The 26,176-nt window shown below is 38.9% G+C and carries 26 protein-coding genes, 1 pseudogene, 1 riboswitch and 1 other annotated feature; of the genes and pseudogenes, 10 read left to right on the top strand and 17 right to left on the bottom strand.

Going from position 1 to position 26,176, the window contains the following annotated elements:
* Positions 1–108: 108 nt before the first annotated feature.
* From ACIQ0H_RS06220 to ACIQ0H_RS06210, 3 genes are all read right to left on the bottom strand, one after another.
* Positions 109–513: a GNAT family N-acetyltransferase gene (locus ACIQ0H_RS06220; RefSeq protein ID WP_403412515.1), complete on the bottom strand. Its 405-nt coding sequence runs from the start codon at positions 511–513 to the stop codon at positions 109–111.
* 146 nt (positions 514–659) lie between these two features.
* Positions 660–1,406, bottom strand: a complete 747-nt coding sequence (locus ACIQ0H_RS06215) for a class I SAM-dependent methyltransferase (RefSeq protein WP_403412513.1) — start codon at positions 1,404–1,406, stop codon at positions 660–662.
* Positions 1,407–1,610: 204 nt separating this feature from the next.
* Positions 1,611–2,993: a catalase gene (locus ACIQ0H_RS06210; protein ID WP_403412511.1), complete on the bottom strand. Its 1,383-nt coding sequence runs from the start codon at positions 2,991–2,993 to the stop codon at positions 1,611–1,613.
* 202 nt (positions 2,994–3,195) lie between these two features.
* Here ACIQ0H_RS06210 and ACIQ0H_RS06205 point away from each other — a divergent pair, with 202 nt between their 5' ends.
* Positions 3,196–3,621, top strand: a complete 426-nt coding sequence (locus tag ACIQ0H_RS06205; protein WP_403412509.1) for a GatB/YqeY domain-containing protein — start codon at positions 3,196–3,198, stop codon at positions 3,619–3,621.
* A 141-nt stretch (positions 3,622–3,762) separates the two neighbouring features.
* On the opposite strand, the gene ACIQ0H_RS06200 is transcribed toward ACIQ0H_RS06205, so the two are convergent.
* Entirely contained in the window at positions 3,763–4,239 is a 477-nt protein-coding gene (locus tag ACIQ0H_RS06200) for a cupin domain-containing protein (RefSeq protein WP_403412508.1), read from the bottom strand.
* A gap of 46 nt (positions 4,240–4,285) precedes the next feature.
* Positions 4,286–5,317 carry a S66 family peptidase gene (locus ACIQ0H_RS06195; protein WP_403412506.1) on the bottom strand — a complete coding sequence of 344 codons (1,032 nt, stop codon included), beginning with the start codon at positions 5,315–5,317 and terminating at the stop codon, positions 4,286–4,288.
* 217 nt (positions 5,318–5,534) lie between these two features.
* Positions 5,535–5,768, top strand: a binding site (T-box leader).
* A 128-nt stretch (positions 5,769–5,896) separates the two neighbouring features.
* Here ACIQ0H_RS06195 and ACIQ0H_RS06190 point away from each other — a divergent pair.
* Both ACIQ0H_RS06190 and yiaA read left to right on the top strand, forming a co-directional pair.
* Complete coding sequence (locus ACIQ0H_RS06190) at positions 5,897–7,246, top strand: amino acid permease (protein ID WP_403412504.1); 1,350 nt, start codon at positions 5,897–5,899, stop codon at positions 7,244–7,246.
* 145 nt (positions 7,247–7,391) lie between these two features.
* The gene (yiaA, locus tag ACIQ0H_RS06185; RefSeq protein ID WP_403412502.1) at positions 7,392–7,865 is read left to right on the top strand and encodes an inner membrane protein YiaA; all 474 of its coding nucleotides are present in this window, start codon (positions 7,392–7,394) and stop codon (positions 7,863–7,865) included.
* A gap of 133 nt (positions 7,866–7,998) precedes the next feature.
* Here yiaA and ACIQ0H_RS06180 read toward each other — a convergent pair whose 3' ends face one another.
* Positions 7,999–8,760, bottom strand: a complete 762-nt coding sequence (locus ACIQ0H_RS06180) for a hypothetical protein (protein ID WP_403412501.1) — start codon at positions 8,758–8,760, stop codon at positions 7,999–8,001.
* 340 nt (positions 8,761–9,100) lie between these two features.
* On the opposite strand from ACIQ0H_RS06180, the gene ACIQ0H_RS06175 reads away from it, so the two are divergent.
* Together ACIQ0H_RS06175 and dapA are read left to right on the top strand one after the other, a co-directional pair.
* Complete coding sequence (locus ACIQ0H_RS06175; RefSeq protein WP_403412499.1) at positions 9,101–10,018, top strand: DUF7916 family protein; 918 nt, start codon at positions 9,101–9,103, stop codon at positions 10,016–10,018.
* 109 nt (positions 10,019–10,127) lie between these two features.
* A riboswitch (Lysine riboswitch) is annotated at positions 10,128–10,305 on the top strand.
* 184 nt (positions 10,306–10,489) lie between these two features.
* Positions 10,490–11,374, top strand: coding sequence for a 4-hydroxy-tetrahydrodipicolinate synthase (dapA, locus tag ACIQ0H_RS06170; protein ID WP_403412497.1), 885 nt, complete (start codon positions 10,490–10,492; stop codon positions 11,372–11,374).
* A 222-nt stretch (positions 11,375–11,596) separates the two neighbouring features.
* Here dapA and ACIQ0H_RS06165 read toward each other — a convergent pair whose 3' ends face one another.
* The 4 genes from ACIQ0H_RS06165 to ACIQ0H_RS06150 form a co-directional block, all read right to left on the bottom strand.
* Positions 11,597–11,887 carry a HesB/YadR/YfhF family protein gene (locus tag ACIQ0H_RS06165; RefSeq protein ID WP_403412495.1) on the bottom strand — a complete coding sequence of 97 codons (291 nt, stop codon included), beginning with the start codon at positions 11,885–11,887 and terminating at the stop codon, positions 11,597–11,599.
* Positions 11,884–13,287, bottom strand: coding sequence for an MDR family MFS transporter (locus tag ACIQ0H_RS06160; RefSeq protein WP_403412494.1), 1,404 nt, complete (start codon positions 13,285–13,287; stop codon positions 11,884–11,886). Before ACIQ0H_RS06160 ends, ACIQ0H_RS06165 begins: the two co-directional genes overlap by 4 nt.
* A 26-nt stretch (positions 13,288–13,313) precedes the next feature.
* On the bottom strand, positions 13,314–13,889 hold the full coding sequence (locus ACIQ0H_RS06155) for a TetR/AcrR family transcriptional regulator (protein ID WP_403412492.1): 576 nt from the start codon (positions 13,887–13,889) through the stop codon (positions 13,314–13,316).
* Positions 13,890–14,100: 211 nt separating this feature from the next.
* A complete protein-coding gene (locus ACIQ0H_RS06150) occupies positions 14,101–14,649 on the bottom strand; it encodes an NADPH-dependent FMN reductase (protein WP_403412490.1) in 549 nt (182 codons plus the stop codon).
* Between the two features lie 478 nt (positions 14,650–15,127).
* Here ACIQ0H_RS06150 and ACIQ0H_RS06145 point away from each other — a divergent pair, with 478 nt between their 5' ends.
* On the top strand, positions 15,128–15,874 hold the full coding sequence (locus ACIQ0H_RS06145) for a GTP pyrophosphokinase (RefSeq protein WP_403412489.1): 747 nt from the start codon (positions 15,128–15,130) through the stop codon (positions 15,872–15,874).
* A gap of 52 nt (positions 15,875–15,926) precedes the next feature.
* Here ACIQ0H_RS06145 and ACIQ0H_RS06140 read toward each other — a convergent pair whose 3' ends face one another.
* From ACIQ0H_RS06140 to ACIQ0H_RS06130, 3 genes are read right to left on the bottom strand one after another with little or no spacing between them, the layout of a single operon-like run.
* Positions 15,927–16,709, bottom strand: coding sequence for an ABC transporter permease (locus ACIQ0H_RS06140; RefSeq protein ID WP_403412487.1), 783 nt, complete (start codon positions 16,707–16,709; stop codon positions 15,927–15,929).
* A gap of 19 nt (positions 16,710–16,728) precedes the next feature.
* Positions 16,729–17,610 (bottom strand): ABC transporter ATP-binding protein, encoded by an 882-nt coding sequence (locus ACIQ0H_RS06135; protein WP_403412485.1) that lies wholly within the window; start codon positions 17,608–17,610, stop codon positions 16,729–16,731.
* Between the two features lies 1 nt (position 17,611).
* Complete coding sequence (locus tag ACIQ0H_RS06130; RefSeq protein ID WP_403412483.1) at positions 17,612–18,541, bottom strand: ABC transporter ATP-binding protein; 930 nt, start codon at positions 18,539–18,541, stop codon at positions 17,612–17,614.
* Between the two features lie 194 nt (positions 18,542–18,735).
* Here ACIQ0H_RS06130 and ACIQ0H_RS06125 point away from each other — a divergent pair, with 194 nt between their 5' ends.
* From ACIQ0H_RS06125 to ACIQ0H_RS06115, 3 genes are all read left to right on the top strand, one after another.
* Entirely contained in the window at positions 18,736–19,356 is a 621-nt protein-coding gene (locus tag ACIQ0H_RS06125) for a TetR/AcrR family transcriptional regulator (protein ID WP_403412482.1), read from the top strand.
* A 135-nt stretch (positions 19,357–19,491) separates the two neighbouring features.
* On the top strand, positions 19,492–20,292 hold the full coding sequence (locus ACIQ0H_RS06120; protein ID WP_403412480.1) for a helix-turn-helix domain-containing protein: 801 nt from the start codon (positions 19,492–19,494) through the stop codon (positions 20,290–20,292).
* 499 nt (positions 20,293–20,791) lie between these two features.
* Entirely contained in the window at positions 20,792–21,562 is a 771-nt protein-coding gene (locus tag ACIQ0H_RS06115; RefSeq protein WP_403412478.1) for a DUF817 domain-containing protein, read from the top strand.
* Between the two features lie 164 nt (positions 21,563–21,726).
* Here the strand turns inward: ACIQ0H_RS06115 and ACIQ0H_RS06110 are convergent.
* The 4 genes and pseudogenes from ACIQ0H_RS06110 to ACIQ0H_RS06095 all read right to left on the bottom strand — a co-directional run bounded on the left by ACIQ0H_RS06110 (position 21,727) and on the right by ACIQ0H_RS06095 (position 24,953).
* Positions 21,727–22,656: pseudogene (locus ACIQ0H_RS06110) on the bottom strand (DMT family transporter).
* Positions 22,657–22,694: 38 nt separating this feature from the next.
* Positions 22,695–23,447: a hypothetical protein gene (locus ACIQ0H_RS06105; protein ID WP_403412476.1), complete on the bottom strand. Its 753-nt coding sequence runs from the start codon at positions 23,445–23,447 to the stop codon at positions 22,695–22,697.
* A 46-nt stretch (positions 23,448–23,493) separates the two neighbouring features.
* A complete protein-coding gene (locus ACIQ0H_RS06100; RefSeq protein WP_403412475.1) occupies positions 23,494–24,084 on the bottom strand; it encodes a TetR/AcrR family transcriptional regulator in 591 nt (196 codons plus the stop codon).
* A 344-nt stretch (positions 24,085–24,428) separates the two neighbouring features.
* Complete coding sequence (locus ACIQ0H_RS06095; protein ID WP_403412473.1) at positions 24,429–24,953, bottom strand: CueP family metal-binding protein; 525 nt, start codon at positions 24,951–24,953, stop codon at positions 24,429–24,431.
* 279 nt (positions 24,954–25,232) lie between these two features.
* Here ACIQ0H_RS06095 and ACIQ0H_RS06090 point away from each other — a divergent pair, with 279 nt between their 5' ends.
* Positions 25,233–26,150, top strand: a complete 918-nt coding sequence (locus ACIQ0H_RS06090) for a helix-turn-helix transcriptional regulator (protein ID WP_403412471.1) — start codon at positions 25,233–25,235, stop codon at positions 26,148–26,150.
* Positions 26,151–26,176 lie beyond the last annotated feature (26 nt).

Here is a 26,176-nt window from a genome sequence, read left to right as displayed (position 1 = left end):
CGGTTTCCCTATGCTAATTTGATATTTTCGATTTACAGTAGACGTTATCAAAATGATACCGATCAATGCTGTCCAATCGTCTTAGCTTTGAACTAATTTGCAGTCTTTTCAACTTCCAGATTGCATGTTGTAGTTCCGCAAAATCATACCATTTGTCTGCATCATGCCGAGCTTATCATAATAAGGAACTAGGTCATCATCGCAACATAAATCAATCATATATATGTCATCCAGTTCCTTTAACATCCGCTGTACTAGTTCTTTACCTATACCTTTATTTTTATATTCCGGTAAAACCTCAAGAAGTGGAATATAAGCAGATAAAACTCCATCACTAATCGCCGTTATAAATCCAACTACTTGATTGGACTTACGCTCCACCGCAATAATCACTTTACTGCTATTCTTTAAGAGCTTTAAGTGAGTTTCTGGATTTGGCGGATTAGGCCAATCCACAAAAAAGCCTTTTAGCATATCCGAAGAAATTCCATCGAGTCCGTTTTTGTATATCATACTATATCAGCTCCTAAATTATAGTGAGTTATTAGAGAGATGATATTATCAAAAATAAAGTAACAAAAATATAACCCCCAAGCATTCTAATTGTAAGATGACCGGCACCTTGAATCATTTTGTTCCACAATCCGCAAAAACCATTCCTAACATTTTTTACACTTTACGATTAACGTTGTCGGTATCATCTTCGCTTTTTCATAGGAATACCAGCGATTGATATGCTTTTCCTTATCTTCCTCTGACAAAGAAACTTCCTCGATGACCTTCTCAATTCGGTATCCACATTCAATTAATGTATTAATATATGTACTCACTTTGTATTGCTGCATGATGGCAGGTGCATGCCAGGCTTCATGGTCATAGGAACCTTCTTCATGATAGGATTTGTGGAAGCGAAGCTCGCTCTTTACTAGCTCAGCCCGGCTGAATAACGGATGTTCCCAACTGAACACGAAAATACCGCCTGGTTTCAAATATTGATAGATGTTTTCGATTGTTTGATGAAGATCAGTCGTCCACCCTAACGCATAAATCGAGTAGACAATGTCAAAATAACTATTGGGCAAACCCGGATTATTCTCCATTGGGGATTCGAATAAATGGACAGGTGATTTGCACGAATCCAGTAGCTCTCTTGCCGTTTCAATTTGTGTCTTCGAAAGATCGACTCCCCAAAGTTCTCCAGCACGCCGTTGGTCCATGTATTGCAATGAATGACCGCTACCACAACCAATATCCAACACTTTGGCGCCCTTCACACCGCCCAATAAATTCAATTCTTCTTCCCGAGGAGCAAGCGGTCCATACTCCGGAAGTGGATTGCGACCGAAAAATCGTGGTGCGACCTCATCCCAACTTTTTTTATTAAGCAACAACGCATCTACGCTCATGCCCAAAACCTCCAAGACTCTTATAAGGATATACATTCAACAAACGTGGGGCCGTTTCCTTTTATTTCTCCAAAAGAAAATAGCCCTCGACCAATTGGTTGAGCGGCTTTTTCTAATCGAAATTCTTATAATAAATATTGAACTTACTTCTTTGATATCGCTGGGTACTATTTCAAGAAATTGTACGCTTTTCGGGTTATCTAATTAACCCTTTGCCTGCATGTCAATTTCCCAAACAATCCGTTCCCACATTTCTGGCGAAGCATTATACAAATACGTCAAAACAATGCGTTGCGTTTCCTGGGATATGCCGGCAAGATCAGCAGCAAGATTAGTGACTAGATGATCTTGTTGCACAGGGGAAAGCGCATGATAAAAGTGCCCGGCTTGCGTAAAATCATCCTGCTTTGGCAAATCAGATCGTACAAGATGCCCCTCCACATATCTACCATCTCCGCTTGTTACAAGAGAAGCTGGTGACCAATCTTTTTGATGATTAATCGGTATCTTGCGAAAATCTGGTCCAAGCCTCCGACGCTGAGAATCCCAATAAATATTAGCACGTCCCTGCAGTAACTTATCATCTGATAATTCGGCGCCTTCCAATAGATTGGACGGTGAAAACGCCACTTTTTCCACTTGTTCCATATAGTTATCCGGATTCCGGTTCAATATCAAGCGACCAACTGGTATCATTGGATACTGCCGTTCATCCCAAACCTTCGTATCATCCAATGGATCATAAGGAAGTCCGCTTTCATCTTCGGGATTCATCAGTTGCACATACAACCCATAGACAATTGGCTCCCCCTTTGCAATCGCATCATATAAATCCTGACCTGCAATATCTGGATTCTCGCCATTCCATCGGGCGGCTTCTTGACTATCTATATAGTGCACTCCAGCTTCAGGAACCCAGTGATATTTAACATAACTACGAACGTCCTGCCCATTTCGCCAAACATAGGTGTTCACACTATGGCCCGGCATGTGGCGAAAGCTTTTTACTGTGCCGGCATCCGAATAAAGCCGAACAACAAAGTGGATAGATTCTGGTGCTCTGGCTACGAAGCTCCAGAACCGCTCGGGATCCAGCAAGTTATTTACCGGTGAGGGTAAAAGAGCCTGAATAGCCTCCGGAAAACGCATGGCGTCCCGCACTAAAAATACAGGAATATGGTTGCAAACTAAATCAAAGATACCCTCTCTAGTATAAAACTTAGTAGAAAACCCACGTACATTTCGCGAGGTATCCGGAGTGCCTTTATTGCTCACAGCAAGCGAAAACCTCACCGTGACTGGAACCTGCTGCCCCGGATTTTGTAAAAAGCTTAGCTTTGTATAATTTGTCATAGAATACGCAGTCTCAAAATAACCAAAAGCACCAAAACCTTTGACATGCACGGGTCTTTCTAAAATTTTTGTATGGATAAAGGTCTCCAATGTTTCATGCAAAATATTGTCCTGCTCTAATACAGGACCCCTTTCACCTACAGTCTGTGAATGTATTTCCTTAGCCCTTATTTTTGATAAATCTCTGTTTAGGTCCGTGGAAAAGCCTGATTCCCCATTATTGTTTTCTCTCATACTGATTCCTGCCTCCTGTATCACCAGTTAATTCCCTAAGATACAGTATTATTTATGTGAGGCTCCATCCAATTATGAATTCACATATCTGATTAAACACGCGAAAAAGATTAGACATCCGCGTAGATGCCCAATCATCATTGGTTGCTTTTCACAAGCACTTATTTTATACTTTTAACCACTAATGGGAGGGAATCCAAACATGTTAAAGACAACTGTGTTCGAACATTTAAAGAATGCTATGAGAGAAAAAGACGTGCTTGCAAAAGGTGTACTGACGTTATTGAAAGCAGGACTGGATAGCGCGGAAAAGGAAAAAGGGACTGCTCTTTCAACTGAAGAGGAAGTTGCCATCGTCAACCGTGAAATCAAGCAGACCAATCAATCGCTGGAAGGCGCACAAAAAGCACAGCGCGAAGACTTAATTGAACAAGAAGAAGCTAAATTGGCCCTGCTCAAAAAGTTCTTGCCTGCACAACTTAGCGAAGATGAAATTGTAGCAATGTTGACAGAAGCAGGAATCACCAAAGGTATGAACATGGGCGATGCCATGAAAATCGCAAAACCATTACTTGCGGGGAAAACAGACGGCGGAACAATGTCCAAAGTTGTGAAAAACTTAATCTAATTTTTGGTGTGGGGGTTCCGTGCAACTTATTCATTTGTTGCACAGGAACCCCCATATTTATTTGTAAATGGTTAATAAAATATCCATCTGAAGTACGTGTGTACATACACATTTAACCGTACTTCAATCATTCAACCTATATTAAGTCAACTTCTTAATAATCTCGCCAAACCTAGGATACTCTGACAAAAGTGCCTCCTGTGAAAACAGTTCAAAATCTAAAAAGTCAAACCCAGGCGACACCATACAACCAACTACAGAAAATGTATTGCCATCCTTTACGGAGGATCCAAAGATGGTATGCTTTGGTACGACAAACTGCGGAACCTCGCCATTTGCAACGTCTATCCCTAAAGACACCTCTTGATACTCTCCTTCTGGTGTAATCATATGAATCGTCAAAGAACTACCTGCATGGAAGTACCAAAGTTCATCCGATTGAAGACGATGGAAATGCGACACCTCTCCAGAGCGAAGTAAAAAATAAATACTCGTATAAAGAGGACGTTTTCCTTGGTCGCATTCCACCGAGATATCTGATCGATAGGATGATGCATAATGCCCACCTTCTGGATGCGGCGTAAGTTCTAGCTGATCAATCCACTTTTGAGCTTCCATAAATATTCCCCCTACCCCAAGTTTTGGTCACTGTCACCTGACCCTATTACTTCACTCCACTTTCTAAAATAGAAAATGTAGCATTTTCGCAATTTATCTCAGCCATTGTCCCATATGGCAGCACAAATTTCGGCTCTGTATGACCAAAGTTCAAGTTATAAAGGATAGGTAGCGAAGTCAGATCCATTTCCTTCATAATCTTTACGATAGACTCTTTGTATTCCTCATAATATTTTTCCTTGAGAGGTTTTCCGAATACAATACCTTTTGCCTTTTGTAAAATCCCCTGCGATCCATAGTTTCTCAACCAATATTCGACTAGGCTTGGCTCAGGTGTATCTTCTGATGTTTCAAAAAATAAAATACTATCCTCCCAATACGAATCGTTTGGCCAAAGTGATGTTCCTTTCGCGAACTCTAGTACTTCAATACATCCTCCGATTAATCTCCCTTGAACAACTCCCGTTCCTTGCAGTAGTTCGTATCCATTATTCGGATTCATTTTTCTTTGTCTATTTTTGTTTTCAATAATCCATTCTACACGTTCACTCGTCCACTCTGTGGCTGGCTTCACTTCACCTATTGCATCATTTGCAAACAGAGTTTTTTTCAACGCCTCTACTGTATACGCATGCATCTCCATGTTTTCAGCAAAATCTACAAGAATAGATGGTCCATAAAAAGACGTAATGCCTGCTTTATGGCAAAACAAATGTGTGATAGTTGAGTCCGAGTACCCGATAAATATTTTGGGATTATCGCGCATGACATCAAAATCGATATATGGTAAAAGACGAATGCTATCGCTTCCTCCAATATTTGAAATGATGCCTTTAATCGAAGGGTCTTTGAATGCATTCATTAAATCTTCCGCACGCGCTTTGGGATTGTCATATAAAAAATCGGATCCTTTTAAACTATTTGGCATTGGAACTACTTCCAATTGAAAAACCGTTCTGAGCCTCTCTACCCCTTGGTCATAGCGCCATTTTAAGTCGGGTTCCCCAGCTCCACCCCAAGATAAACTAATCGTCGCCACTTTATCTCCCGCTTTTAGCATTTCAGGTTTTATTAACATAGTATAACCCTCCCTTATCACTTGAACTAATTCAATGTATAAGTTCAATGAATTCAATAACTATTATTATAATCTATAAAACCTAATAATAGGTCAGTTAAATTGATTTAATTATGAAAACAATCCCAATAAAACGGTATTTCAAATAAGGATTGACAATATAAATAAATATCCGTATAGTACTAAACATTCATTACATTTTCGATATATTACATATCACAACACAACGATTGGGAATAGTAAGAGTCCATTATTAGGTAAAGAGAGCTGCGGGTTGGTGTGACGTAGTCCAATAATGCTTTGAACTCGCCCAGGAGTGGTAAGACGAAAAGAATAGTTAAACTATTCTAACGTTTTAACGAGTAACCTTCGTTACAAGGTTTTAAAGCTGGGTTCATTATGAACCAACAAGAGTGGTACCGCGGTTTGCCTAAGGCTTATCGTCTCTTCTTTCATTTGATTATGAAGGAAGAGACGATAAGCTTTTTTTCTATGAAAAAAGGACGGAGGAAGCGTGGTATTCCAACGTGGTCTTTATTGTAAGTTAGGTATATTAAAATTTTTACGGGAGGTATTGTTATGGAGAAAAACAACCAGCAATTGCAACGGACAATGACTTCTCGCCATATTATGATGATGGCTTTAGGGGGGGCTATTGGAGCCGGGTTATTTAAAGGAAGCAGTGCGGCCATTGATATGGCCGGTCCATCCGTTATTTTTGCATATTTGATTGGTGGAATTATTCTATTATTCGTTATGCAAGGTCTAGCTGAAATGGCTGTTCGTAATCGTAACGCAAGAACATTTAGGGATTTAGTAGAATCAATTCTAGGAAAATACCCCGCTTATTTTCTAGATTGGATCTATTGGAAAATGTGGGTGTTAAACATTGCGGCTGAAGCCGTCGTTGCAGCCATTTTCATTCAATATTGGTTACCGCAATATCCAATTTGGATACTCGCCCTATGCGTATCTGTAGCTGTGACAGTCATTAACTTACTGTCAGTAAAAGTATTTGCTGAAACAGAGTACTGGCTTGCTTTAATTAAAATTACGGTGATTGTTGTGTTTATTATCGCCGGGTTATTGCTATTACTTGTCACTTTTGGCGATCATACAGCTGTTGGTTTTTCTAACTTAACAAAACACGGTGGCTTCTTCCCCAACGGTTCAACAGGATTTATTGCAGCGATGCTTGTTGTGATCTACTCTTATGGTGGGACAGAAATTATTGGTGTTACATTGGCTGAAACGAAAAACCCAGAAAAAGTTGTTCCGAAAGCCGTTCGCAATACATTAGTACGGATTATTTCCTTCTATATCATTCCGTTCTTCATCATTGTCAGCCTAATTCCATGGACAGAAGTGAATGGTGTACCTGAAAGTCCGTTTGTGATGGTATTTAAAATGATTGGGGTTCCAGGTGCTGATCACATTATGAACGCCGTTATCCTACTTGCAATTATTTCATCGATGAATTCTGGTTTATATGGGTCATCCCGCGTTCTATACACACAAGCGATGGATGGACTTATGCCAAAGATCTTTGCTCGCCTATCTAAAAAAAGTGTTCCTACTTATTCCATTTTATTATGTACTTCTTTTTTATATCTTGGTGTAATCATTTCTTTGTTTGCGGGAAGTAAAACGTTTGAATATTTAATGGGGTCTCTAGGATATACGGTGTTATTTATCTGGTTAATCATTGCGATTGCCCATCTTAAATCACGTAAAACAATGCCTGAACAAACAAGTGGCTACAAAGTAAAATTCTATCCTTATACAACATGGATCGCCATTATTGCTTTATGTGCTATTCTAGTTGGAATTGTCTTTACGACTTCTATAGTCATAACGAGCATTACCCTATCCATCTATGTCCTAATTACGTTATCTTATGTTTTCAAAGGACGCTTTTCCAAAGTCTAAACAAAGACCCATGTGTATAAATTGGAATCAGGGGACACTTGTGACATTAACCGCATAATTTATAGAAAGGATAGATTGTTACAAAAAAACATTGCTGATTTATACTCACATGGATATGATTGTCGAAAGGGGAGGGATACATTCGATGAATAATCATGAAAATGAAGATTTATTTAATAAGGAAAGACAAAATGACCTGAAAATGAAAGTAGAAAAAAAAGATGGCGAGCCCAGTCTAGCTTTCAAAGGAGCTTCCTTGGCAGCGCTGTTAATAGGTGTATTGGCTTATCTCTTAGGTTTATTTAATGCAGGCATGGAACTGAATGAAAAAGGATATTATTTTGCCATTTTAATTTTTGGTCTCTATTCATCTATATCTTTACAAAAAGCAGTAAGAGATAAGGAAGAAGGAATACCCGTTACAAACATTTATTATGGGATTAGCTGGTTAGCACTTATTATTTCTATTTTATTAATGGCCATCGGTTTATACAACGCAGGAAGCATTGTCTTAAGTGAAAAAGGGTTTTATGGCATGGCTTTTGTTCTTAGTATATTTGCAGCAATAACTGTTCAGAAAAATGTTCGAGATACACAGAGAGCAAGAGAAATAGATTGAGTGAATTTCTGAAGATCTTGTACTAAATAACAACCTTTTAACCCCGTTCTGTAACTAGAACGGGGTTATGCTTATTAGATAAGTGTCTGGCGCCATGTACCTGATTTTTAATCGTCACACATAAGGAGGAAATCTATTTTGATTCCCCAAAAGCACCAAGCCACTCTAACGTATGATCCTCAAAGTCCTTTAATGTATAAACGATTTCATTAGCAGCCCATGTTACATATGTTTTAGCTTGATCATCTTCATTGAAATGCATTTGCCCTAAAATTTGTGGCCTCGGATACTGCCCGTTTAACACACCTTCTGATAAGTCTGGAACTACGTTTCCTCCTTCTATCCATTCCACTAACTCGGTTGGTGATTTTTCCATGGAACGCACAAAGATAGTCCAGCCCTGATTGTCGTTCCAGTTTACGACACTTGCTTCACCTTCTGTAAACGGATAGACCAAGAATGATCCTATATCTACATAGTTATCATTTATTGTGAGCGAGGTCTTCAATGCTTCGTCAGCAGCAAACTCATCCTCAAATTTCGTCACCATTAACTGTCCTATATACGTACCTTCTTCTACTTTCGCATCATCCAGCGCTACCTCGCCATCAAATTCATAAAAATCGTATGTCACTTCATCCGCCGTTACCATCGTTTTAGCTGTAACATATTTCCCTTCTTCAACCGGATACATAATCGGTAACGTCACTTGCCACTCTGTTGGTAGAACAGCCTGAAAATCTGCATGTCTCACAGTATCCTTAGTAGCTTCTGTATTCCCCTCTACTGTTTCTGCACGTTCTGTTTCAGATGACGCGGTTGTTTTAGTTTTGTCATTATCACTACAAGCCGTCAACAAAGCAACGCAAACGAAAAAAAGTATAGACCTTCTCACACTTCAATTAAGCCCCCTTTTCTCCTATTAGTGTATAAATATTTTAATGATTTAATGTTTGTTACATTCCAATATTTATTGGTCTTTACTGATATCATAGAGCGAATTCACAAATCATAGTCCGCACGCGAAGTCGGAACTGCGATAAATGCCTCACGTTTCTTGTCATCATGTCATCACGCAAATCAACGGGGCGGAGCGCTAATTTCACTTCTTCCCCATCACTAAGGAGATGCATAAATCGCTCAACCAAGGGTTTATAGAAAAGGTAGATTATTTCAAAAATACATTGCCGATTTAGACTCGTTTGGATAAGATTACTGAAAGAGGAGGAATTTCTGTGAAAAGATTATTAGATTGTACCGCTTCTGATTTTCAAAAAATGAATGGGCAAGACTTAAAGAAATCGATCCGAGCATGTGAGGGAAGAGTGATGTTATCGGAGACAATGACTTCTGTAGCACCCTTATATCCAGGTATCACAAATGCTGAACTTGCAGCTTCCTTTGGTGCGGATTTATTATTATTGAATTTATTTGATGTTTTTAACCCGGCTGTTGAAGGATACGAATGTGATAGGAATGAGTCAATCATCCAAAAGGTGAAGGAATTAACGGGACGTCCTGTCGGTCTAAATTTGGAACCCGTTGATCTTAACGCTGAACAAATTGAAAAGCTGGACACAGTCTCAAAAGGTAGAATGGCTACCGAAGAAGCATTAACAGAAGCAAAAAAACTAGGTTTTGATTTTATTTGTTTAACAGGGAATCCAAAAACTGGAGTTACAAACGATGAAACAGTCGTTGCCATTAAGAAAGCGCGAGAGATTTTTGGCGAAGAAGGATTAATTATCGCTGGAAAAATGCATGGTGCTGGTGTCGCTAACGAAACGGGTAGCGGTATTATTTCAGAAGCGACTCTTTCAAGCTTTATCGAAGCGGGTGCTGATGTTATTTTAATGCCAGCTCCAGGAACCGTACCAGGAATCACGGTGGATACGGCTGAAAAATACGTTCGCTTTGTCCATTCAAAAGGTGCATTGGCCATGCTCACCATCGGAACAAGCCAAGAAGGGGCGGATGAGGCAACGATACGCCAAATCGCACTCAACAGTAAAATGGCAGGCGCTGATATTTACCATATCGGTGATACAGGTTTTTATGGGATTGCGGTGCCCGAAAACATCATGACGTATTCAATCGTCATTAGAGGAAGACGACATACTTATGTAAGAATGGCAGCATCTGTGAGGCGTTGAACGAGGATTTATAGTGCCTCCCCAACAAACAATTTCACTTTCAACTTGCATTTATACCAAATTACGTGTAAGGTGGTAATAATTTAATATTACTTATTTCGAACTTTGAAGTAAGGATAGAGGCGCAAAAACCATTAGTAGACAATCCGAGGATAATGAGATCCTGTGAAGATTGTAGAAAGGGGGATTTGCCGAAGTGGAGAGACACTCATTATCTCAAAGCTGGTTCTGTGTTGAACAAGTACAGGATTGTCATATAGGAGACTATATGGAGGGCTATCTTATGCAAAGAAATAATCTATTATTTCACTGCAACAACGAACCCTCGTTGTTGCTTTTTTGCGTCAATTTATCTGGATTCAGATAAAGCCTCTGGCGGATATCAAGCAGGTACGCCAAGGCATAATTGATAATTGCCCTCCACCCTCTATTTTATTTTTTACTAAAAAAATGAATAGGATGTGGAGAATGATGAATTTCGGACAAGTTGTAACAGCTATGGTAACTCCTTTTGATGAACATGGGGACATTGATTTTGAAGCAACGAGGAATTTGATTGATTATTTAATCGCTAACGGAACGGATAGTTTAGTTGTGTCAGGCACAACTGGAGAATCACCGACATTAACGACTGAGGAAAAGGTCCAATTATTTAAGTTTGCAGTGGAAGTTGTGGGTGGCAGAGTGCCAGTAATTGCCGGAACAGGCTCGAACAGCACAAGGGAATCGATTGAACTAACAATGTTAGCAGAAGATGTTGGTATCAATGCGGTTATGCTCGTCGCCCCGTACTATAACAAGCCATGCCAGGAAGGTTTGTTTCAACACTTCCAAACGATTGCAGCAGCAACTTCTTTACCGATTATGTTATACAATGTGCCAGGGCGAACAGTTGTCAATATCGACGTCGATACAGTCATCCGCCTGGCAGCAATCCCGAATATCGTTGCGATTAAAGAAGCAAGCGGCAATTTGGATGCAATGGCTGAAATCATCGAACAGACGCCCACAGGGTTTTCCTTATATAGCGGCGATGACGGCTTAACGATTCCGGTATTAGCAATTGGGGGAGCTGGCGTTGTTTCTGTTTCCTCTCATATTGTAGGAAATGAAATGCAAGCGATGATTAAAAACTTCAAAATGGGCCATATCAAAGAGGCGGCTGTAGACCACCGTAAATTGTTGCCGATTATGAAAGCTCTTTTTGCCGCCCCAAATCCATCGCCAGTAAAAGCGGCATTGAATCTAAAAGGAATTCCCGTCGGCGGCGTCCGTTTGCCGATGATTCCATTGAACGATGGAGAGCTCCATTCATTGCAACGTACGTTGTCTATTTATGATAATGTGAATGTCTGATCATCATGGGGCCACGGCCACATTCACTCAAACAAACACGTTAGACTGTCCAGAATTTTGGTGTAACTGAACTGTTCGGTTGGGGGCGATTACTACCACATAAGTCGAATCATTCCCATAAAAGAAGCAGGCAGAGAAAACGAAACGTTTCCCTGCCTGCTCTCTTCTTATTGTACAGCTCCTTCACGATTGAATGAATGACTATCACCAATAAAGTAGCACTTATTTTTCTAAAAAAACAAACCCAAACTCTTCATTTTCCACAATAACCTTCATGTCAAACTCCTTCAAAAACCAGGAATTCTCCTCATTAAAGTAAAAAGTAATTCCTTCAACCTCAGCTTTTTCACCTATACTTCCTTCTTTTCCAACGGACATACCTAAAGAATAATTGGGATGTGCAGTAGGAATCCCACCGTAAAGTTGAATGTAATATTGAACATAATCACCTTGTTCTAAATCCATTTCACTTTTATACCACTCAGCTGCTTCCTTACTTACCTCAAAATTCATTTTTTCACCGCTTTTCCACTCTTACTTTTTATACGGAATGCCAATAGTAGACCTAAAACCCCTAATACAGATGCAAGCATAAACGCGTTTTGAATACCCTCCATCGCCGCTTGTTTAGGTTCTTGAAGGAATGTGTTTAAAGATGCATGACTCATCACAGAAATGAGCGTTGCAGTTCCAATCGATCCACCCACCATCCGAATGGTATTATTCATTGCCGTACCATGGGGAATCAGATGCGGAGGTAACGCATTAATGCCCGCTGTCATTAACGGCATCATGATCATAGATACACCATTCATCATAATAGCAAATATCCCTGCAATCCATACAAGTGACGCATCCAGTGATAGGTTTGCATACAAAACCAACGCTATCGTAATGAAGGAAAAGCCACTGACAGAAAGCCATTTACCACCAAACTTATCAAAGATTTTACCTGTTACTGGAGACATAAAGCCCATGATCAGCGCCCCAGGAAGTAGCATTAATCCTGATTCAAGTGCAGTAAAGCTTGCGACATCCTGTGCGTAGATGGGTAATAGTGTTTGAGTTCCTACCATAATCGCAAAGACAAAGACAGACAATATCGTTGTAATCATAAACATAGGTGAGTTAAATACACGGAACTCCAACATTGGTTGTTTAAGTTTCAACTGTCTTGTGATAAATATAACTAATGCTACCACCCCGACACCAATTGACCCGAGAGCTTGTCCGCTCATCCAGCCAGCTGTGCCCGCAATACTAAATCCGTACAGTAGACCTCCCCATCCAAAAGTCGAGAAAATAACAGATACAAGATCTATTTTTACTTGCTTTTGTTCCGTTACGTTTTTCATGAGGAAGAGTGCTAAAACGAGAACAATCAGAGCGACTGGAAGTACAGTATAAAATAGTGAACGCCATGAGTAGTGAACAATAAGAAATCCTGCTAATGTCGGACCTATTGCAGGGGCAAAACCTGTGACGAGCCCCACCATTCCCATGGCAGATCCTCTTTTTTCAGGTGGGAAAAGAGTGAGCATAACCGTCTGCATTAACGGCATCATAATTCCCGCTCCCATTCCTTGAACAACTCTTGCTACTAGCAAGAACGAAAAACTAGGTGCGATTGCTCCTATAAGCGTTCCAAGAGAAAAAACACTTAACGCCGCAATTAAAAGATGTTTACTTGAAAATTTTTCAATGAGAAATGCTGTGACAGGTATTAATATTCCATTCGTTAACATAAACGCTGTTGTCAGCCATTGAGCTTGACTCGCATTAATTTGAAAATCACTCATGATAGGCGGAATGGCTATAATGATTAATGTTTGATTCAAAAGGGTAACAAAAGATGCCGCTAACAAAATTCCAACAATTAGATTTCGGTTAAATGACTGTTTTTCAGCTATCATTTATTTTCAGCTCCTATCCATTACATTTATTTTTTTAGTGCTTCACAAAACAAATCAATCGTATTGATGAAAAAAGGTTCCTCCCATTCATGTAGAAAATGGTCTTTCCATAAAGCAGTGGATGAAAAATAGCCATATAACGTTGTTAAAAAAATCATTGCCTGTGCTTCTACATTTGTCTCCTTCATTCGACTTCTCTCTTGCATGGAAGTGAAATAAGAGATGATTAAATCTTTAAGTTTCATCGTATTTTTGGCAATGACTTGATTTAACTCTGGAAAATCGCTTCTCTCCTGAATCGCAATTAAAAAAATGGATTTATTTCTATTCATCGAATCAAGATAGGACTTTGCTATTAAAGTCAAATCCGTTTCCAAATCCCAAACAATTTGCTTTGCAAAAATTTCTTCAAAACTTGGAATGTAAGAAAACCTTTCTACAGCTGCTTCAAAAACACCCATTTTCGTTTTAAAATGGCGAAAAACCGTCATTTCACTTACTTCGGCATGCTGCGCTATTTCCTTTACAGAAACCACTTGATACCCTTTGTCTTGCATTAATGCTAATGCCGCTTGAAGTATTTTATCTGAAGTATTTTGCATCTCGAATCCCTCCATACTATTTTAGTTTCCAGGTGTTAGTTAGTGGTAACTAACATTGGTATCAAAAAAATATCTTGTAGTATCGTATAGCTAATTAATCGCAAATCCTAGCTACCTTAACACATCGTATATGGTAATTCAATTCCTGTACTTTCTAAAGAAGAAAGGGGTGTAGGAAACCTACAACCCCCAATCACTTCAACTGTTTCAATCAACGAACTGACTTTAATGCAGTCGACCATGAAATGACTTGGTCTAACATTCCATTTACATTTGCATCATGTAATTCAGCAGGCTTAAATTCACTAAAGTTCTCGAAATCCGTAAATAAAGATAATGTTGGGTGGTTACGAACATCCGCAACTTGTAATTCGCCTAAAATTCCACGTAAATGTTCGGCTGCACGTGCTCCACCTGTCGATCCGTAACTTACGATGCCCGCTGCCTTGTTATTCCATTCTGCATAAGCCGAATCAATCGCATTTTTTAATGCCCCTGTAATACTGTGATTGTATTCTTGAGCGATAAATACGTATCCATCCAAATTAGAAATCTTTTCAACCCAAGCTTTCAACCCTGCTTCTTCCCCAGTACCTGCTCCTACAAACGGTAAATTAAAATCTGCGATATCGACGATTTCATATGCTGCATCTCCACGTTTGTCCGCAATTCCTTTTACCCATTCGCCTACTTGTGGACTGACACGTCCTTGTCGCGTACTCCCTAAGATAATTCCGATTGCTAATTTTTCGTTTGTCATTGTTATTTCCATCCTCTCTATTATCAATTGCGCCTCGGCGTAATTGCGTCCAGATTTTGAATCGAGCTTGAGGCCTGCACGACGCAGGTCATGCAACCGTTGGCGCAGGACGCGGTGAACTTAGGTTGCCTTCCTTGACTCCTTTCAAAATCTATGACATCCGCCGGAGGCTTTATCTTTCTTCAGCAGGCTTTTGAACCTCTGGTGAAGAAAGATAAAACATTCTCCAAATTGTAATCTAACCTTATTTTGGCGAAGAAAGGATCCTACTTTCCTTTCTATCGCTAACCACAATGTCACTTTACCACGCAAGTGAAGACGTTTCAACTAAACAACCTTGAAATCAAGATATATTTCGATAGAGAGTGACCAAAACAGCTAATATCCAATGAAAATGCTAAAATAGCTTTAACCCAAGTTCAGTTTTTTAGGGTATTCGTACTATTATTTAATAAGGCGAAGAAAAGAGGAATTTATTTTGAAGCTGGTAAAAGAACTAGACTATAACCAATTGAATCATCTAAAAAAAGAAATGACGAGATTCATGTTGGCCTATAAATTTGCGCTAGACGAAATAAGCACTAAAATCAATATCTTAGAAGAAGAATTTCAATTGATACATGAATATAACCCCATTGAACATATTAATACTCGCTTGAAAACGCCAGAAAGCATTATAGGAAAGGCATATCGTAAAAATGTTGAACTATCCCTGCCTTCCATAAAGGAACATATACGGGATATAGCAGGAATTCGTATTAACTGCTCCTTTAACACTGACATTTATAAACTAAGTGAGATGATTCAAAAGCAAAGGGATATTGAAGTCATTGAGTATAAAGATTATATAAAAAATCCGAAACCCAATGGCTACCGGAGTCTTCATATGATATTAAGGATTCCTGTGTTTATGTCAGATCGAGTAGAACATGTCTTTGTTGAAATGCAAATCAGGACAATTGCTATGGACTTTTGGGCAAGCCTGGAACATAAAATATTTTATAAATTCAACAAATCTGTTCCTGAAAAAATGATAACAGAGTTGAAAGAGGCTGCGGAATCTGCCAACGCATTGGATCAAAAAATGGAGAATCTTCATAGAGAAATCAATGAAATTAAACGAATGGACGAAGAGTTCACCTCAACTACAACCCTTTTTAACGAAAAAAATCAAATCAACATCCCGCTTAAATTCCTGGAAATGATGAATGAGAATAGTAACTAAAAAAAGATGCCAGTCACACAAACAACCATGTTTGAATGACTGGCACTATTTATTAAAGAGGCAAATCCTTCTTCCCAAAGAAACGTATGCCAATGATATAGATAACAATCCCCACAATCCCGAGTATAGTAAATTGCAACCAGAAGCTTTCTCCACTTAAAATAGCAGCTGTATCAAACAATGTATTCACCGATAGATATTTTAATCCTTCCAGGCTATCACTCACTTGGGCCATCAGGTGAAATAAGAAGAATACAACTGGAATACCTGCACCTAATGCCAATGAATGTTTCGATAAATTGAAGATACAAGAGAACATGAACGAAATACCGCTTGTCGCAAACATCAGAAGAAATAAGCCCACATTAAGCGCTATATAATCTGCTATATAAGTACCTAGCTCCCCTTGAGAAACGTGTATGGCTACTATTCCCGCAAGCGTCACGATTACAAACATCGTACTAATGGCTGTAATTAAATACAATGCTTGCGTTCGTACCACTGTCGTTCTCTTAATTGGCGTCGATAACAAATAGGCCATCGATCCTTTGTCTACTTGGGAAGCAACTAAACTATTGGCAGTCATAATAATGAATATTAAAGGCAGTATAACACCATGAATCGAATAAAAAGTTTGTGCCAGCATCCCTAAAAAGCTTGTGTCACCTAACAGACTTGCTAATGGAGTATCTTTGACCATATCAGCCATATTTGTCAGCGTAGAAGGTTCGAAGACGGCAATCAGCACTGCGTTTAACACACTTAATACCACTGTAAATATAATCCACAGCTTATAATTTGCTCGTACTGTTTGTTTAAGTATCGTGACATTCATATGACTTGCACCCTTTCTTTTAATATAGGCTTTTGAAATATTTTTCAAGTGTATACTGGATCTCCGTAATAAATTGAATAGGATATCCTTTTAACACGCGTAAAAATGGATTAATGTCTTGGTCATTCACCGTAACTGTGATTTGACGCTGATCCTCCCTTGCCTCTATAAAAGTAAAGGGTTCGGATAAAAACCGCTGATAGTCCTGCGAAGTAGAAAACGCAATTTTATAGACCTTATCTGTGTTGTGCTTCACTTCGATTGTTGGTTTAACTGCGATAATCTTTCCTTCTTTGATGAGCGCCACTTTGTCACAAGTGTGTTCAACCTCTTCAAACATATGGCTCGACATAAAAATCGTTTTGCCTTTTTTCTTTTCTTCATTTAGTAAATTAACAAATTCAACTCTCATTAACGGATCCAGTCCTGTTGTTGGCTCATCAAGAATTAAGATGTCTGGATCAGCCATGAAAGCTGCTACAATCGCAGTCTTTTGCTTCATACCTTTAGACATCCGTTTTAAATTAGCTGTTGGATCCAGTTGAAGCTTTTCAATAATTTGATTTGCATAAGACATATCCGTTAGGCCCATTAATTCAGCTTGCCATTTTAAGAATTCGGTTCCCGTTTTAGCATCCGGGAAATTAAACTCACCAGGAATATAGCCGACATGCGTTTTTATTTCTGCGGAATCCTTCCAACTATCCAATCCATTGATGAAACAATGCCCATCTTGTGGTTGTAAAAATCCCATCATATGACGGATGACTGTTGTTTTACCTGCTCCATTTGTTCCTACAAAGCCAAATACTTCTCCCTTTTCTATCGAAAGGTTAACGTCAAATATTCCTCTGCCATCACCATAATCCTTCGTCATGTTGTTCATTTCGATAATCGACATATTAGCTAGCACCTTCCTCCGTATCTATGTTGCGATCATAAAACTTCATAAAGTAATCTTCCAACGTAAATTTAATTTCAGAGAAAAATTTTAAGTCATACGAAGCAATAAGGTCGATAAAATGATTGATATCGCTATCCTCTACTTGAATTTTCGCTTGTTTCTTCGAATGATCAGTGTCTAGCACATGCAATTCCTTCCTCACTTCTACGTCCTCGTTAAAACGATTAAATTCTTCCACACTTAAAAATTCGATTTCAAATACTTTTTGTTCGTTATAACGCAGATCATCCGCCACAAATGATGAAATCAATCGTCCGTCTTTTATAATAGAAATCCTGTCACATGTAGCATCGATTTCGCTAAATATATGACTGGAAATAAGGATTGTTTTCCCTCTTTCTTTTTCCTCTTTAATAAATTCTATAAACACATTTTGCATGATTGGATCTAGTCCACTCGTCGGCTCATCTAAGACCAGTACAGCTGGATCGTGCATAAAGGCCGTAACGATGGCAAGCTTACGTTTCATGCCAAGGGACATACGTTTTAATTTCCCTGACGGTTCCAGTTCAAATTTTTCAATCAAATAATCTGTATGCGTAAAATCCTTAATGCCCCGTAAGTCTGCCATCATTTTGATAAATTGTGTACCCGTTAGTGACTCTGGTAGCGCAATTTCCCCTGGTAAATAACCTAGATTTTTTTGAATGTCAGCAGCATGTTCCCAGCTGTCTAGGTTATTGACCAATGTATGCCCCTTCTGCGGTCTAGAGAAGCCCATGATATGACGGATTGCCGTTGTTTTACCTGCCCCATTAGGCCCCAGAAAGCCATACACTTCCCCTTTATTCACAGTAAATGAAACATCGAATACGCCCCGATTATGACCATAGTCTTTTGTTAGGTGTTCAACCTGTAATACAGACATATCAAAAACCCCCTTTTCCATAGTAATTCACTTATACCCCTTTATTCCGTACACTAACAAACAACGTGTTGTTTATCTTCTATATACAGAATAGATATAAAAAATGGTAAGACAAGAATCAATAACGGCAATTGTGTTGGTTATCCAACAGACTGGCACTTTCTGTTGGTTAAAATGAAGGAGGAGACAGGACCTTGGATGAATTATATACAGACTTACGCGTGATACGCACAAAAGAATCGATACGCAATGCACTCGTAGAATTGATTGAAGAGAAAGGTTTCGAAGCCATTACTGTGAAGGATATTGCTTCGAAAGCAAGGATCAACAGAGGTACTTTTTATGCACATTATGTAGACAAAAATGATTTGATGAATAAATGCCAGGAAAATATTCTAAACGATATAAAGGGCATTGTGAAAAAGAAAATACCCGTTGCCCTAGAAGACCTGAATATGAACGGGACACCTGATTTTAATGCATTCGCTCCAGCCATTTCTATATTTGAGTATCTTTTTGACAACAGAGAACTTATGAGGGCTTTGTTAGGTTCGAAGGGGGATGTTACCTTTCAAACAAAATTGAAAAGTTTAATGTGGAAAATACTATTTGAGGGCAATGACATCCCCACTTTCAATAAGGAGAATTTACTTGTTCCTGGTGAATATTTAGTTTCCTATATTGCTTCCGCACACATAGGCGTCATTCAGCAGTGGCTAGATGGCGACAGTCAAGAATCACCGCTAGAAATGGCTCGAATATTATCGACCATCACACTAAACGGTCCTTTTTATGCCGTTGGGTTAAAAAAGTGATTTCATTTTTTTAGCAGTGCCTGTATGAATCCTTGCTTTCCTAGAAGGATTTTTCTTTTTCAAAAAAAATTTATAAAAGTGTATCCGATTCCCTCATTTCCTTCTATATAAAAGATAAAGGGGAATGACCACACGATGACAGCTTACTTAAAAGGCTATTCACACTTCACAAACACACAAGATATGGACGAGGCGGCGCGCCGTCATGTAATTGAACATTGGAACGACATGAATCCAACAGATCGTGCTGTACTTGAAATGATTCGCCGATACTCCGTGAAATATGGTGCTGCTCACTTAAAGCATGACACGATGGCAGATAAAATCGGCAAGTCCAACGTAACAATTCGCCGTTCGATTCGCAAACTAGAAAAGCTCGGCATCATCGAACGGATCCATTATATTCGCCCAGTTATGAATGGACTTGGTGCCAACATCTATACTATTTTACCCTTCGTTGACCAGTCGACTTTGACCATGCCGGCAACAATGGACAAGCCTTGCGACAGTGAGGCTGGCGACGTTGTTCCTGAGCCTGAATCATTTTCTTTTGAATCTAAAAACATGAAGACCAACACTCTTACAGATACGTATCCTGCGGAGCCGATTCCTACACCAACGACGTTATTTGGAAGAATGAAAAATCTATTGACAACAACGATTGGAGACAGTTCTTTAGCACGTCAATTGTTCGGCATATATCGTGCACAGTCATTACGCATGATGAAATTTCGTCTTCATGAGGAACAAGGCGATTTATTTGAACAATTGGCGATGCAAGCCCTTCATATCGCTGTTCAAGCGACAAAGCGCAAAGAGATTCGCAATATCGCTGGTTATTTTGATGGCGTACTACGTAAATTGATCGATAAAGCGTTGTTTGAGGATATTTTTATGGAATATGATGTATCGTTGGAAGGTTTTTTGATTGGTTAGTGGCTATAAAATAGGCAGGGTCTGGCTCCCACGAGTGTGAATAAACGTGTTTCTTTGAACTTTCACGATTGAGTGAGTGGTCATGATTCATTTGAAAAGTTTAAAGCTATAAAGCATTACCCTGTAATTTGAGCATGCTTTTATCTTTATCTAAAATCAATAGTATATCCATTAAACGATAATATTTTATTGCATAACGATAAATAGAGTGTTAAAATCAATTTCATAATAACTAAACAGGGTACTTTTTATGAATCGGTGGTCAACGCTATTTTTAAGGATGGCTGTTATTCTAATGGGAATCCCAGTCCTTGCCTTGTCTATATTAAGAATATATTGGCTAACTACTAATCCAGTAAACCCTGATGATCTCCACCTGCCATATCCTCTTTAAATTCTGTGCATTGGCGATTTGTAAGGCTTTAGACTGTCAGCCCGGCGATAAAGGCTCGTAATAAATAGGGCTTCTATCTTTAGAAAACCTTTGGAGGCATCAATCATGAAAGCACTAAAACAACTCGCTCATTTTGGCTGGGAGCAGGCCCTATCGTGTTTGTTCCCTGTCGTTATTTTCGCCACTTTGGCTTTGACGCAAATCATCCCCCTTCCCATCCTTCCGCGGTATGACTGGATACTTATCATCTGTATTTTGATGCAATGGTGGATGGTGCGCTCTGGGCTTGAAACGCGGGATGAGCTAAAGGTGATTACATTGTTCCATCTCATTGGACTTGCCCTTGAGATTTTCAAAGTACATATGGGCTCGTGGTCTTATCCAGAGGAAGGCTATTTCAAGATTTTCGGAGTGCCTTTGTACAGCGGATTCATGTATGCAAGTGTAGCAAGTTTCCTTTGCCAAGCATGGAGAAGACTTGACGTGGAGCTCGTTAAGTGGCCACCTTTTTTACTAGTCGTACCTCTTGCAACTGCAATTTACTTGAATTTTTTCACCCATCATTATTGGATTGACGTACGTTGGTGGTTAGCTGCACTTGTCATAATTGTCTTTTGGCAATCATGGGTCACATATGAGGTGAATGGGACTCGTTACCGCATGCCAATCGCACTTTCTTTTGTGCTCATTGGATTTTTTATATGGGTCGCCGAAAACATCGCAACATTCTTTGGCGCTTGGCAATATCCTAACCAAACGAATACATGGAGTCTTGTTCATCTAGGAAAGGTAAGCTCATGGCTTTTATTGGTGATTGTGAGCTTTTTGATTGTAGCGACATTAAAGCGGGTTAAGGGGAAAGGTTCAACTGGATAAATGCTCGATCTCACTAGCTGATTTTGCGATGATTGATCTTTACGCTAATAAAATAGTAACCATCCCCGCTATCTGCTAAGTAAGCAGTAGCAAAATCCACAACGACAATTTCTGGGATTTCAATTATTAAACCTTAGCTCCCATTGGCGAAACAATGATGTTATTTAATATATTCCGATTAAAAAGACACCAGCTATCATAACAATTAAACCAAATACTTGTATTGGTTTAATACGGTTTTTTTAAGAATTAAACAATCCGAATTTCTCTACCACCAGGCTACCGGTGATTTGACCAAATAAAACAAGGATTACAGTTTGTCCATTTCCAATTTGATTAACGAGAAACACATTTATCAGAACATAAGACCCACCTAATATACCGCCAATCCATACCCACCAAGGAGCTGAGTGCTTAAAAGGCTCTTTAATATTTATGTAGGAACGATCCATTACCCCTACAATCACAATTAAGGTAATAGCACCTACAAAGAACGAAACAAGGGCTGCGTGTGAAGAAGAATGAAGAACTTTTCCTAATTGGCCATTGATAGCAATTTGAATAGCCAGTAACATTCCTGCCAGTACACCTACTACACGCCAAATCCATTGATTTAACATGGTTTTAGAAGGATGCTGTTCATTTTTCGCGTCTTGCATAGCTATAGCTAAAAAAACACCAAGTAAGACTAGAAATATACCGAGGATTCTGTTCAATCCGAAAGAATATTGTATGGAGTTAAACCAACCGTAATGATCTATTAACATACTCATCAGAGTCATTCCCAAGATTGGCATTATTGCCGTTTGCACACTTCCTAGTTTAGGAAACAAAAGTATGTTGATGGTTAAAGCAATGGCGCCACCAATCCCCCCCAACCATATAAAGATCGGTTGGCTCAAGAATAAGTCTAATGGAATACCTAATGGTGAACCACTCATGACTAGTGAAACCGTTAAGAAGATCACCCCTACAGCGAATGAGATCATTGAAGCTAAAAAAGGAGAAATCACGAATCTCCGTAATTGGGCATTAATAGCTGTTTGCACAGCAAAAACGGCTCCAATACTTATACCCAAAAGTATTGCAAACATAAGAGTTCACCTCAGCCTTCATTGAATAAAAGTTTAGTCTATTTCAAGGAAGCTCTGTCGTTATTATTTTTCTGATCCTTTATCCATTGGAGCCAATACGAAAACTCACATGCTAAATGGATTTGATGCGATTTAACAAGGCTGGTAGGACAAAGTACTGGAAATTCAACAGACGCTCTTACCTCAACGCCATTGTTCGTATTTTTGAATTGATGTCGAACGCCGCCAATAACAGTGCCGTCTTTCATACGTGCAACACCTACTGATTGGTACTGATAAGCGTTATCTCTAGGTGTTTTTAATCCTGTTTCGTCACCGTAAACAATGAAGAATTGAACAGGCAACGGAGAATTACCGGTATATTCAATAACCTCTTGGCCATTTTCTCCAAAAGGTCTTAATACATAATGATCTGGGCAAGCCGATAAATTTATGAAATCATTTTCTGATGATTGCTTGAGCATAAGATGATCAAATCCACTTAATATTTCTTCTGCTGTAACACCATCTAGATGGAAATCTGTTTTGGAAAATTTTCGTCTCTTTCCAGAAAAAGTAGCACAGACACGCATAACCATTCCCCCCAATCTAAGTTTAGATTGTAACTTATCGTACATTTCATCGTAGGAGTAACGCATTTTTAGTTCAGATAACTTTTCCACCAATATGTCCGTATCTTTTAATTTTGGTTCTGTCTGCCCTAGTATACGAAAAGCATTTGTAATACGTTTTCTTTTCCATTTTATAAGTTGTTCCTTTGACACATCGTTTCCGCTAATATAAATTTTCATATTAATCCTCCTTTATTCTTAATCAGTTATTTTCCACAGTGTTTTTTTAGATATCTTCTTCTCTTTGGTTGTATCCTAATATGGTCAATACCAAATTAACCAACTCTTTCTTCGTATCAAGATTCAACTCTACCTTCTCTGAATGGGCAATACCGCTAAGACCGTATAAAATAAATTCGGAGGCTAAAATTGAGTTATCCGTTTGGAAAATCCCCGTTCTTACCCCTTCGTCAATTACCTGTTGGATTTGTGGTTGTATTTGCACGAATACTTTCTGCTCAAGCAGGAAATGTTGTTCTGTCTGAAACGAACTCACATTTTTATAGGGTGCTAATTTTTCAGCAAATACCCAAAACACCTCTAGTGCATCTTTCATCTTTTGCATAATGGACGGTTCATTTGAAGCAAGTATTTGTTGAATTTCTTTCATATTCTTCACAATAAAATTATTCAAAACCTCATCAACAAACTCTTCTTTAGATTTAAAGTAATAATAAAATAATCCCGTTGCTACACCTGCACGATTCACAACATCCTTTATGCTAAATCCTCCTATACCATTTTTCATATAAAGTTCAAAACCAATATCCATTAACTCTTGGCGTCTTATATCAGGTTCTTTCGATATTCTTTTCATAAGTCATCTCCTACTGTATTATCCACCGCGACTGAATCTGATTCAATCATAATTGACTGAACCACATTCAGTCAAGTGTGCTAGTAAAAAAAGGATGTGAGATGGATAACCATCCCGTGCCTGATTTAGAATTATTTTTGTTTAATTTCTAAAAAAATAAGAAGAATGCTAGGAGTCTATTCTCACAATTCACAGCTAATGAATTAGACTGACTCCATCTAGATGGACATCCAATCCACATCCCATATGATTTAAATCAGCAAAATCTATACGAATACGCGAATAATCGACAGCAAAAAAAAGAACCGTGATATGTACCTTAAGCACATTCACGGTTCCAATTATTATGTTAGTTGCATTGTAGTGACACAAGTATTGTCGCCTTTAAAAGTAGAGATTTCAGACTCCACCGTTTTACCGTCATACTCAATTTTCACTTGATATGTTCGATCACGCGGTAACCATAGATCGATAAAACCATTTTCTAAAGATGCAATCGTTTCATCCACCACGACATTGCCTTCTTCATCCTGAATATGCACATCAAAGTCTTTTTCCACTAATTCCCCTTGGCACCCCGTTAAACTGTGGATACCACATTCATGTGTAGTTCCTACAAATGGGGCAATCGAAACAAAAAACTCGTCCTCAGGAAGGTCAAAAGAAGTCTTTTTCCCATTATCCGTCACAATGAGTTCATGTGAGGTAATAGATGCGGTTACATCTTCAAAAGTGCCCACACTATATTCATGTACTTTTTCTTTTATATCCTGTGTCGCCTCTTCATTTGGGGCACTACTATCGTTGTTACAAGCTACTAACACCAGGCTTAGTAATAAACCCATCACTAAGAGCAAACCCTTTTTCATACGTAATTTCACTCCTGTTTTCTTGTCATATTGAAAAGCCAAGCTGTTGTTATTTTATCATATACCCACCTAAATAGTCAGTTTTCACCAAACGTTCATAAGTCTTAGATCTTTAGAGATTATTAATCCTCCCCCAATTATACACCAACCCCTACCCCCATTATGCATTTGGCAGGCCTTTCAATTTATGCGATACTACGAGTACAAGAACAAACGTTTCATTCTGTATGAGTAAAAGGATGCTCATTCATATCAAAAAAGAGCAAATGAGGGTAATCAATGAAAATTGATCGATTGCTAACCATGACCATTATGTTGTTGAATCGTAAAAAAGTAACAGCCCAAGAATTTGCCGATTTCTTTCATGTATCTGTTCGTACGATTTATCGAGATATTGATACGCTGAGTAACGCCGGAATTCCGGTAATCAGTTATCAGGGAGCCAATGGGGGGATTCGTCTGCTTGAAGGGTACAGGATGGATAAACAAACACTTACGAAGGACGAAATCACATCCATCTCCATCGCCTTAAAAAGCGTGTTTACTTCTTATGAAGACCTTCCTGCTAAGGCAGTATTAGAAAAATTAGAAAGAATTGCGGTGAAAGAGGAAAAACCCGCTTTCGACTATCTATTCGTAGATGATAGTCCATGGGGACAAAATGCACGTTTGAAGGAAAAAGTTACACTACTAAAACAAGCCATTACCACAACCACTTGCGTGAGCTTTTCTTATGCGAGTAGCGATGCAAACGTCACCTTCCGCACCATAGAGCCACATACACTTGTTCAAAAAGGACGAACTTGGTATGTGTATGGATACTGCCTGCTCAGAAATGCATTTCGTTTATTTAAATTGGCGAGGATACAGGACCTGCAGCTTTGTCATGCATCTTTTATTCGAAAAGAAGTGAAAGAAGAGGAACTTCCTTGGGATCAAGCATGGTATGCGCCGGAAAATATCGTTACGTTAAGAATGGCATTTCATCCAGACTATCGTTTTAAACTCGAAGAACTATTTGGCACGGAGTCAATCGACAACCATCAATCCATTGTCACAATAGACATACCTGAAGATGAGTGGTTATACGGATTCATCTTAAGTTTTGCAGATAAAGTGGAGGTGCTTGAGCCTGTACATATAAGAAATATCATTCAACAAAAGGTGCGAAACATCGTTGATCTATATAACAGATGAATATGACAGACTGCTGTCAGGTTTAG

It is taken from the genome of Sporosarcina sp. NPDC096371, from assembly GCF_044762865.1.
Taxonomy (GTDB): domain Bacteria; phylum Bacillota; class Bacilli; order Bacillales_A; family Planococcaceae; genus Sporosarcina.
This window is presented reverse-complemented; position numbering and strand designations above follow the sequence as displayed.